General features: G+C 69.6%; 11 protein-coding genes. 9 read left to right on the forward strand and 2 right to left on the reverse strand.

Going from position 1 to position 8,887, the window contains the following annotated elements:
• Positions 1-254: 254 nt before the first annotated feature.
• Together ACFVGO_RS31330 and ACFVGO_RS31335 are read right to left on the reverse strand one after the other, a co-directional pair.
• Complete coding sequence (locus ACFVGO_RS31330) at positions 255-785, reverse strand: GNAT family N-acetyltransferase (protein WP_359905338.1); 531 nt, start codon at positions 783-785, stop codon at positions 255-257.
• Positions 782-1,738, reverse strand: a complete 957-nt coding sequence (locus ACFVGO_RS31335; protein WP_359905336.1) for a hypothetical protein — start codon at positions 1,736-1,738, stop codon at positions 782-784. Before ACFVGO_RS31335 ends, ACFVGO_RS31330 begins: the two co-directional genes overlap by 4 nt.
• Before the next feature lie 537 nt (positions 1,739-2,275).
• Between ACFVGO_RS31335 and amcB the strand changes: the two genes are divergently transcribed.
• The 9 genes from amcB to ACFVGO_RS31380 all read left to right on the forward strand — a co-directional run bounded on the left by amcB (position 2,276) and on the right by ACFVGO_RS31380 (position 8,768).
• Entirely contained in the window at positions 2,276-3,418 is a 1,143-nt protein-coding gene (amcB, locus tag ACFVGO_RS31340) for a cyclophane-forming radical SAM peptide maturase AmcB (protein WP_380635393.1), read from the forward strand.
• On the forward strand, positions 3,415-3,597 hold the full coding sequence (gene amcA / locus ACFVGO_RS31345; protein ID WP_380635378.1) for a multiple cyclophane-containing RiPP AmcA: 183 nt from the start codon (positions 3,415-3,417) through the stop codon (positions 3,595-3,597). Before amcB ends, amcA begins: the two co-directional genes overlap by 4 nt.
• A gap of 75 nt (positions 3,598-3,672) precedes the next feature.
• A complete protein-coding gene (locus ACFVGO_RS31350; protein ID WP_380635380.1) occupies positions 3,673-4,359 on the forward strand; it encodes a pentapeptide repeat-containing protein in 687 nt (228 codons plus the stop codon).
• Between the two features lie 22 nt (positions 4,360-4,381).
• Positions 4,382-5,089 (forward strand): hypothetical protein, encoded by a 708-nt coding sequence (locus tag ACFVGO_RS31355; RefSeq protein WP_380635382.1) that lies wholly within the window; start codon positions 4,382-4,384, stop codon positions 5,087-5,089.
• Positions 5,090-5,168: 79 nt separating this feature from the next.
• Positions 5,169-5,330, forward strand: coding sequence for a hypothetical protein (locus tag ACFVGO_RS31360; RefSeq protein ID WP_380635384.1), 162 nt, complete (start codon positions 5,169-5,171; stop codon positions 5,328-5,330).
• A 286-nt stretch (positions 5,331-5,616) separates the two neighbouring features.
• Complete coding sequence (locus ACFVGO_RS31365; RefSeq protein WP_359905322.1) at positions 5,617-5,751, forward strand: hypothetical protein; 135 nt, start codon at positions 5,617-5,619, stop codon at positions 5,749-5,751.
• 34 nt (positions 5,752-5,785) lie between these two features.
• Positions 5,786-6,217, forward strand: a complete 432-nt coding sequence (locus ACFVGO_RS31370) for an NUDIX domain-containing protein (protein WP_359905319.1) — start codon at positions 5,786-5,788, stop codon at positions 6,215-6,217.
• A gap of 402 nt (positions 6,218-6,619) precedes the next feature.
• Positions 6,620-7,882, forward strand: coding sequence for an IS110 family transposase (locus tag ACFVGO_RS31375; protein WP_380635386.1), 1,263 nt, complete (start codon positions 6,620-6,622; stop codon positions 7,880-7,882).
• Between the two features lie 19 nt (positions 7,883-7,901).
• Positions 7,902-8,768 (forward strand): hypothetical protein, encoded by an 867-nt coding sequence (locus tag ACFVGO_RS31380; protein WP_380635388.1) that lies wholly within the window; start codon positions 7,902-7,904, stop codon positions 8,766-8,768.
• The last annotated feature ends 119 nt before the right edge of the window (positions 8,769-8,887 follow it).

Consider the following 8,887-nt stretch of genomic DNA (forward strand, 5'->3'; position numbering starts at 1 on the left):
GCGGACCCAGTTGGTCACCAGGTGTCGGGGGATGAAGTGGTAGCGGACTTGCTCGGGGGCGATTTCGAGTGTGTGCCGTACCCGGCGTTCGAGCGGCAGGGTCGAGGAGTCCACGCGCGGCCCTGGGTCGAGGGCGATCTGGACGTCGCGGAGCTCCATGGCGGTCGAGATCCGGTGGATGGCCACGTTGGTGGGCCCGAAGGCCGTCCACATGTGGTTGGCGTCGTGGCCGAGGAGATGGTGACGCCCGAGGCTCAGTGGATCGGGCGGATCATCGCGGTCAGCCGGGGCGACTCCGGAGAGGGCTGTTGCGCGTTGAACGCCTGGTAGCCCCACATCTCGTAGAGCCGCTGGACCTTGCCGTCTCCGGCGAGCGGGTTGACCAGGAGGGTGACACGGCCCTCAACGCGGCGGCGCAGCAGGTCGTCGTGGATTCGGCGGGCGGCACCCGTGCCCCGCCATGGGCTCCGGACGCCGATTTCCTTGATGGCCAGAGCCGGGGCTTCGGTGTAGCCCTCTGGAAGGGGCTCGGTCATGCGCTTCCAGTACCGGTCGCTCGCCTCGACCGTGTTGCCATAGGCGTAGCCGACCGGTACCTCGCCGTCGTAGCCGAGGACGAGCTCGAAGCCGGGCTCGGTGGCATGCCGGTCGAGGCGTTCGGCGAACACGTCGACGCGGTAGTTCGGCAGGTGCAGCAGTGGGGCCCGCACGTCGGTGTACACGTCCAGCAGGTCCTGCCGGGCCCCGGGGGGCAGGGTGGTGTGGTGACGGAGTTCGACGGTCACGCGGTGGTCCTCCAGGTGTTGTGGGCGTACGCCGTCCAAGTGTGGTCCGGGCCACTACCGCCGGCCCGCCCGTTCAGCGAGTTGCCGAAGGCGGCCAGCATCCGGGTGACGCGGGGATGCGCGGAGTCCTCGACCGGGACGGACATGGCGGTTGCGATCGCGGGCTCCAGATCGCCCTGCCCGAGCTGGGCGCGGGCGAGCCGGACTGTGGTGATCGCTCGGGACCTCTGCATGGTGTCGCGCCGCTGGGCGATGCTGCGGTGCGCGTGTGCTTCCGCGTCCTCCCAGTTCCCGGCCGCGAGGTGGGCGGCGAGGGCGAGGGAGTCGAGTTCGGACTGGTCGTAGAAGGCGGTGATCCACACCGGTCGGGAGACGTCGAGGTCGGCCCGGTTGAGGGCGTCCTGTGCGTGCCCGATGGACCGACGGACCGCGTTGGAGTCCCCGGTCAGGCCGTGGATGGCCGCGTGGCGGGCGTGTCCGAGAGAGGCGAACAGCGGGTCACGTCGGGCGATCGGTAGGCTGCGGGCGACCTCATTGGCGGCGAGCGCGTCGCCTGTCTGCCCGAGGTGCCGGTACAGGCTCCCCGCGTGGGACCAGATGCGGAACTGGATGCCGGAGTCGCCGGACATCGCCGCCAGGGTGGCTGCCTTCTGGTGGTGTTCGAGGGCGGCGTCGAAGCGACGGCCGTCGATCGCGGCCCACATCGCCGAGGACATGAACGATGCCGCGCACGCGTACAGCTGGGCCCGGACCCGCTGGGTCGCGGTGCCGTTCTTCTGCAGGCCGAGGGCTTCCTCGGCGAGCGCGGTCGCCCTGGTCTCGATGCTGAGCCGACCGCCGTGGCGGTGGTCGCTGGCGATGACCTCGGCGAAGCGGGCCTGCAGTCTCCGCACGTCACCGACGCCGATCCGGCCGCCCGCCGCCACGGCAGGGGGGCTCGTGAGCACGGTCACGGCCGCGCCTCCGGCCGCAGCTATGAAGTCGCGTCGCCTCACGTCGTCCTCCGGTGTGGTGCGGGCCCGCCCGGTCGGGACGAAGCCCAGGTCTTCGGGCGCACATGCGAATACTGCCCTGAGTGCGAGGCGGATCTTCACGGGCGGCCACCGGGTCGCGCCGGTCAGCCAGTTGTGCACCGTACGCTCTGACACGGAGCCGAGCTTCCCCGTGAGGGTCCTGATCTCGGTGTTCACTTCGCGTGCCAACTCGGCCTTGGTCATGCGGCGTTCGGACATCCGGAGGCGGAGCGGGACATTGGCCAGCATGCGGCCAACGTAGTCGTGTTGTTACGTCCGTACAGAGGGCCGGGTAATGGGACGGTCAAGTTTTCCGGTCGAGATGGACCAGAGTGCCTGCAACTTTGCCTCACCGTACGACCTATGACGGTCGTTCACTGATTGCACGCCGCTCGGCCCCGGGCGGCCCCGGCGCAAGATCCCGCCCCGTGAACGGCCGTGCGCCGGCTCAGTCTCCACCCTTGGAGGAGCAGCATGATGCACTCCCCGGCCCGATATCGGCGCCGCATCGCCCGTCGTCCGAGGACGGTCGTTGTCCAAGCCGACTCTTTCTGCAACCTGGATTGCGCCTACTGCTACCTACCCGACCGCAAGCGGCGGGCCCTCATGTCGGTCGCGATCGCCGAGGCGGTAGCCCGTTCCGTCGCCGAGTTCGCCGATACCGCATCACCGGGGCCGGTCGAGGTGGTCTGGCACGCCGGCGAACCACTGGCCGTTGGCCGTACGCGGCTCGCGGAGCTGCTGGCCCCGTTCGAACCGTTGCGGCAGGCCGGGTTGGTCGAGCACTCGGTGCAGACCAACGCCGTACTGATCACCCCGGCCTGGTGCGACTTCCTCACCGCGTACGAGTTCCGCGTCGGGGTGAGCGTCGACGGCCCTTCCGCCCTCAACCGCTGGCGCGTGGACTGGTCCGGACGCCCGACCTTCGACCGGATCATGAAGGGCGTTGGGTGCCTGCGCGAGTACGGCGTACGGTTCTCGGCGATCGCGGTCGTCAGCGCGGAGAGCATCGGCGACCCCGAGGGCCTGCTCGACTTCATGGCCGACCTCGGTTGCCACATGGTGGGTCTGAACATGGAGGAAAGGGAAGGCGTCAACACCGACCGGGCGGTTCCCTCCGCCGAACAGGCCCGCGCGTTCTGGCGCCGCACCATTGCCTGGTCACGCCGCAACCGCGACCTGACCATCCGCGAGATCGACCGACTCGGCGGCTACCTGCGGGACGTCCGCGCCGGACACCGGGCCGCCTGGGACCGCGTGTTGATCGACCCGATCCCGACCGTCGCCTCCAATGGCGACGTCGTCCTGCTTTCGCCCGAACTCGCTGGAATCACCGACCCTGCCTACGAGGACTTCCGGGCCGGGAACGTCCTGGAGCGGAGCATCGGCTCAATGCTGGACCGCGCCCACCGCCTGCGCTATGTGCGCGAGTTTCTGACCGGCCTGGACGCGTGTGAGGCCACCTGCGACCTCTTCGACTTCTGCCGAGGGGCCCAGGCCGGCAATCGCTACTTCGAGAACGGCCGCCTGGACACCACGGAGACGAACTACTGCCGCGTGTCCCGGCAGGCCCTGGTCACCGCCCTGTCCGATACCGTCCAAGAGGAGAAAGTCGCATGACCCTGCTCGAACTGCTGGCCGCCAGCAACACTGCCGTCGTCGCCGACCTCACCGGCGTCAACGTGACGGACCCCACCGCCGGGCCGTTCGACAACCGGCCCACCTGGGACAACAACGGGCCGAAGTTCGACAACCGGCCTACCTGGGACAACTGGTCGAACAAGAACAAGCGTAAGTAGCGCTACCCCGGACCACCCCGGGCCCACACCAGCTGGTGCGGGCCCGGCCCGACCTTCGAGAGAGCGGAGCCTCCCATGGGCGGCATCACCTTCGGCCGTGTCACCGTGACCCTGCCCCACCTGAACGAGCCCGGGCTCTACTTGTCCAACGTCACGACCCTGGACTCCGCCCGGGGCATCGTCCAGGACTTCCAGTACGGCGACGCCGACCTGCGGGCCCTGGATCTCGCCGAGACCCGCCTCGTCACCGGCCGCGTCTCCAACCTGCGGGTCGACCGCGTGCAGCTCGACCAGGTCCGCCTCGACTCCGTCGAGTTCGACACCTGCGACCTCGCCACCACTCGCATCACCGACAGCAAGCTCTCCCGCGTCGTCTTCCGCAACTGCAAGATCATGGGTGCCGGGCTCATCGGCGTGGCCCTGGACAACGTCCTCTTCGACAACTGCAAGCTCGACTACGCGACCTTTGAGCAGATCCGCGCCACCGGCGCGGTCGTCTTCTCCAAGTGCGGGCTCACCGAGGCGTCGTTCACTGGTTGCGACCTCGGCAGCGCGGTCCTCGACGCCTGCATCCTGCGGCTGACCGAGTTCGGCCGGGGCAAGTACCAGGGCCTCGATCTGCGAGGCAACAACCTCACCACACTGCGGGGCGTCGCCAACCTCGACAAGGTCCTCATCGACCGCACCCAGCAGGCCGAACTCGCCGAAGCCCTGGTCGCCGAGCTGGACGTGACCTTCGCTGACACCCTCGACGACCGGTAAACCCAGCCCGGGAGGAACCCGCGTGGCTCTCGCCATCGCCCACACCGATCCCGCCACCCTCATCGCCAGGTGTGACAGCACCGGCGTCCGCACCGCTCGCGGCGAGCCCGACTACGAGGACGGGGCCGTTCTCCCGGCCGGCCCCTGGCAGCCCCTCACCGCCGTGCTGGCGGCAGAACTCCGCCCGACCGAGCGGAGCGCCGACAGCGCGCTCGTGGAACTGGTGAAGCTGCCCGACGGCCCTCCACCGGCTACCCTCGCCGACCAACTCGGCGACCCCGACGCCGTCCACCTCGGCCAGGCCAGGAGCCCGGCCAAGACCCTCACCACCACCCCGAATTACCAGGACGGCCGCCGCATCGGCCTGCACATCGACAATTGGGACAGACTCCGCTGCCAGGCCAAGCACACCGGTCGCCGACGCCTGTGCTTCAACCTCGGTCCCGGAACCCGCTACCTCCTGCTCAGTGGCCTCGACATCCGCGCCATCTGCCGCAATCTCCACGCCGACCCCGAGGACCGCTATCCGCACACCGACGACCTGCGGGCCTACGCCGCCCTCGGGCTGCCCCTGCGTGTCTTCCGGCTGCGGATCAACCCCGGCGAGGGCTACATCGCCCCCACCGAACTGCTGCCCCACGACGGCTCCACCGAGGACCAGCCCCAACCGTCCACCGCCGCGTTCTGGCTCGGCCACTGGCCACGTGGCGTCCTGGCCTCGCTGATCTGACATCGGCCCGTGCGAGCTGTTCCGCTGCCCGTGATGGTGGCAGCGCCGCGTCCGATCCCCATTCACGTTGGAGACTTTCATGGCTGCTGCGCCGCCGCAAAGCCCTCATCCGGTCACGCCTCGGCTGCCGATCGGCCCGACCTTCGACCAGGAGCTGTGCGGGCTCGTGCTCGACACCGCACCCCGCCTGTTCGCTGTCGTCCAGGTTTGGGGCGAGGGCCTCCCGGACATCGACGGGTGAGTCGTGGCCTGGGGAGTCGCCGACCACAGTGGGCGAGCGCACGTGATCAGCATCGACGGACAGGCGCGAATGACCCTCGCGTCTCCCGATCGGGCCTTGCGCCATTTCGCCGGGCGACCGGGGATCACCGCACGGCTGGTCTGGCTCGCACAGCCGAGTGCGGCAGCAGTGGATCGGACCGAAGCCGCCTGACCCTGGCCGGCCGACGCGAGCGGGCCGTGATGGACGCAGCGGGCTCGGGTCTTGGGGCCGAGCCCACCCGATTGGGCCGGGTGGGAGCGCTCCTGTGGCGTTGGTGCCGGCGACCCCGGCCTTCCTTGACCGGGGCCACCCCGAGGACGTCGCCTTCCTCGCCGGCCCCAGCGCTTCCTTCATCACCGGCCAGTCGTTGCACGTCGACGGCGGCCGGCTCCTCCACTGACCGGCCCATCCCACCGAACAGGAAGCAAGCCACCATGCAGCACCGCGTCCGCGCCGTACTCCTCACCCCGAACGACACCATGCTGTTGATCAAGCGCATCCGCCCCGGCATCGCCCCGTACTGGGTGATCGTCGGCGGCAGGATCGAGCCCACTGACGCCACCCCCGAGGAGGCCCTGCTGCGCGAGGTCCGCGAGGAGATCGCCGGCGAAGCCGAGATCGTCCGCCTCCTCTACACCGTCGAAGCCGGCGACGAGCGCCAGGAGTTCTACCTCGCCACCATCGAGAAGTGGAACTTCGAGGACCGCACCGGTCCCGAGTTCAGCCAGGAAGGCCGAGGCGAGTACCTCCTGGAGGAGATCCCCCTCACAATCGAAGCCCTCGACGCGGTCAACCTCCTGCCCCACGAGTTCGCCACGGCCCTCCGCGAGGCCGTCGAACGTGGGGACCTCCTCGCCGCCGGGTAACCACAGGCCGGTAGCCGTATCAGCGCACTGGGTGTCACAAACACCTCACGCAGCGTCAAGTGCCGTGGTACGTTCCGCATTCCAAGAGAAAACAGGCGACCCCGGCGGTGCTGGTAACACCCCGGGGTCCGGCAACAGGAGCTGAATCTCCCGATGCGCGTCCATCGTAGTCACCCCGGTCTTCCGGTACCGCCCTGATGGCGGGAAAATCCGCTTGGGTGGCCGTCCGGCTGACGTCGTGTGCGCTTGGTGCGAGTGGAGCCCGCATCGTAGTCGGACGCAGGGGCTCATGCAGGCGCCCGGAATTGTTGCCCTGAGCACGCAAGAGAGCTTCTTTGTAGCCTGTGGCCCCGCCGGGCGGTCTCCCGTGTCCGCACGGATCGGGAGAGAGGGGCCCGGGACATGGATGTTCTGCACGAGCGATGTGCGGGTGTCGATGTCAGCAAGATCGACTGCAAGGTCGCCATTCGCATACCCGGCAAGGGTGTCCGCCCCCACCGCGAGGTGAGGACCTTCTCCGCGATGACCGACGACCTGCTGGCCTTGCGGGACTGGCTGGTGGACAACGGCATCACGGTCGTCGGCATGGAGGCCACCGGCGCGTACTGGAAGCCGCTGTACTACCTGCTGGAAGCCACCGACGGCATCGAGCCGTGGCTGCTCAACGCCCAGCACATGAAAGCCGTTCCGGGCCGCAAAACCGACGTCAAGGACTCGCAGTGGATCTGCAGGCTGGTCGAGCACGGCCTGGTCCGCCCGAGTTTCGTGCCACCGCGTGAGATCCGCCAGTTACGGGACCTGACCCGGTATCGCACCGAGACCGTCCGCGACCGTGCCCGCGACGTCAACCGGCTGAACACGTTCCTGGAGGACGCCGGGATCAAACTGTCCACGGTCGTCTCCGACATCACCGGAACCTCGGCGCGGCGCATGCTCGACGCACTCGTGGCCGGTGAACGCGACCCCGAGGTCCTGTCCGAACTCGCCCTGGGAGCGATGCGCGGCAAGATCCCCGTACTGAACCGCGCATTGGCCGGCCACTTCACCGAACACCATGCCTTCGTCGTCGACACGATGCTCACCGCGCTGGACCACGCACAGGAGCGGATCGAGAGCCTCGGCCGGGAGATCGACCGGCAGTTGGAACCCTTCCGCCGCCAGATCGAACTCCTGGTCACCATCCCGGGTGTGGGGCTCGCGGCCGCGCAGGTCATCCTCGCAGAGATCGGCACCGACATGAGCCGCTTCCCCACCGCCGGACACCTCGCCTCCTGGGCCGGCATGTGCCCGGGCAACCACGAATCCGCGGGCAGGCGCCGACGCGGCACCACCCGCCCCGGCGACGTCTGGCTCAAGGGGGCACTGGGCATCGTCGCCCTGTCGGCTTCCCGCACCAAAGGCACCTACCTGGCCGGCCGGTACCGGCGGCTGATCGGCCACCTCGGCAGGAACCGGACCATGGTGGCCATCGGACACTCCGTACTCATCGCGGCCTGGCACATGCTCGGCTCCGACACTCCCTATCGGGACCTCGGCCCCGAACACTTCACCGAACGCCTCGGAAAAGCCCGCCAGACCCGACGCCTCGTCGCCCAACTCGCCGCCCTCGGCTACGACGTCGACCTCCACGCCAAGCCCACAACCACCGTCGCCAGCCCCGGGTAATTTTCAAGAGAGCGCCCACGTGCGCAACTTCACCGTGCTGCCCAACGCCGTGCTTCAGTACCGGCGGTTGAGCTACACCGCCCGCGGCCTGCTCGCGGATCTCCTCTCCCGCCCCGACGGCTGGCGGGAGGACGGTCGGCACATGGCCGACTCCAGCCCGCAGGGGCGCGGAGCGATCCGCAAGGCCCTGAAGGAGCTGACCGACGCGGGCTTCTACCGCGTTGAGAAGATCCGCATGCCGGACGGCACCATCCGCACCGAGACCCACGTGTACGACACACCATGGTTCGCGCCGGATGTCACCCGTCCGGCGCCCGGTGGAGCGGCCACCGGGCGCGCTGGCAGCCCTGTTGTAAAGGACCGGCAGCAAGAACCCACCCTCCCCGCGAGTCCGGCCGATGACGTCGAATCAGAAGGACGGGAGGAGGATTTCGAGACCGAAGAGGTCCGCGAGGCGGTCGCCACGCTGTTCCGGGTGATCCGCCCCGAGCCCCGACTGCGCCTGGGCGAGGCCGAAGCCGCCGAACTCGCGCCCCTCGTCGCACAGTGGCTGCAGCGCGGCGCGGCCCACACCGACCTCGCCCAGGCCCTGCTGCCGGGCCTGCCCACCCCGGTGCACTCGGCGGCCGCCGTGCTCCGCTACCGCCTGGAGCACAAGATGCCGCCCGCGCGGCCCGCCGCACGGCCACCAGCCCGGTACTCCGAGTGCGCTAAGTGCCACGACCCCGTGCCCCGACCGGGCATCTGCCGCCCGTGCGCCGGCCTGACAACCCGATCCCTCACGGTCGGCCAGGGGGCGGACGTGGCAGCCGCGGGTGCCGCCCGGGTCCGAACCGCACTGCGCTCCGCGATGACCGGCAGTCGACCTGCACACATCGCCGCCTGAACCACGTCGCCCTGCTCCATCAGCGCCGCGGGGCGGCCGGGAGGGAGGGGAGGCGGGGGGGGGGGGGAGGTGCGGGGGCGGGGTGCGGGGGGGGAGGAGGGGGGGGGGGGGTGGGAGGG

Origin of the sequence: Kitasatospora sp. NPDC057738 (assembly GCF_042798815.1) — a bacterium.
GTDB classification, from domain to species: Bacteria; Actinomycetota; Actinomycetes; order Streptomycetales; family Streptomycetaceae; genus Kitasatospora; species Kitasatospora lactacystinica.

What these genes read in the sequence shown, in the direction of transcription:
- amcA (WP_380635378.1), top strand. Translation starts at nt 3,415, where the DNA reads ATGACCCTGCTCGAACTGCTGGCCGCCAGCAACACTGCCGTCGTCGCC.
- ACFVGO_RS31360 (WP_380635384.1), top strand. Translation starts at nt 5,169, where the DNA reads ATGGCTGCTGCGCCGCCGCAAAGCCCTCATCCGGTCACGCCTCGGCTG.
- ACFVGO_RS31370 (WP_359905319.1), top strand. Translation starts at nt 5,786, where the DNA reads ATGCAGCACCGCGTCCGCGCCGTACTCCTCACCCCGAACGACACCATG.
- amcB (WP_380635393.1), top strand. Translation starts at nt 2,276, where the DNA reads ATGCACTCCCCGGCCCGATATCGGCGCCGCATCGCCCGTCGTCCGAGG.
- ACFVGO_RS31375 (WP_380635386.1), top strand. Translation starts at nt 6,620, where the DNA reads ATGGATGTTCTGCACGAGCGATGTGCGGGTGTCGATGTCAGCAAGATC.
- ACFVGO_RS31350 (WP_380635380.1), top strand. Translation starts at nt 3,673, where the DNA reads ATGGGCGGCATCACCTTCGGCCGTGTCACCGTGACCCTGCCCCACCTG.